Here is a 605-nt window from a genome sequence, read left to right as displayed (position 1 = left end):
AAACAGCAGGGCGCATCTGACAAAATCGACGATGTATTGAAAGAAATTCCTCTCGTTCAGAAAGATGTAGGATATGTTCCTCTTGTAACTCCAACTTCTCAGATTGTCGGAACTCAGGCTGTATTCAACGTTCTCTTCGGACGCTACAACAACCTTACTCAGGAATTCAGAGACCTTCTCGTTGGAAAATACGGAAAAGTTCCAGCTGCTCCAAACGCTGACCTCGTTAAGAAAGCTCTTGAGCTTAACAAAATGGACAAAGTTATTGACTGCCGTCCAGCTGACCTCATTGCTCCTGAGTGGGACAAAATGGTTGAAGAAGCGAAGAAAAACGGCGGAAACGGCTCTGTTGAGGATACTCTTACTTACGCTATGTTCCCGAAAGTTGCCGCTAAATTCTTTGAGACTCGCGCAAACGGTCCTGTTGACGCAGAAAAGACATTCGGTCTTAAAGAGACTCCAAAAGCGGAAACTAAGTCTGCAAACGGCTCTTACACTGTAACTGTAAACGGACAGAGCTATCAGGTTACTGCTAACGGCGACAATGTTACTGTTGACGGAACTCCTTACAATGTAACATTCGGAGCTGCAAGCGCGTCTGCTCC

General features: G+C 45.6%; 1 pseudogene. It reads left to right on the top strand.

The features are described 5' to 3' along the window. Window positions 1-605: pseudogene (locus B2X33_RS04085) on the top strand (sodium-extruding oxaloacetate decarboxylase subunit alpha); the annotation flags it as partial.

The organism is Treponema sp. UBA785, assembly GCF_002297065.1.
In the GTDB taxonomy this organism is placed as follows: domain Bacteria; phylum Spirochaetota; class Spirochaetia; order Treponematales; family Treponemataceae; genus Treponema_D.
Note: the sequence above shows the minus strand (reverse complement) of the source record. Positions and strands in the feature narration are given on the sequence as shown.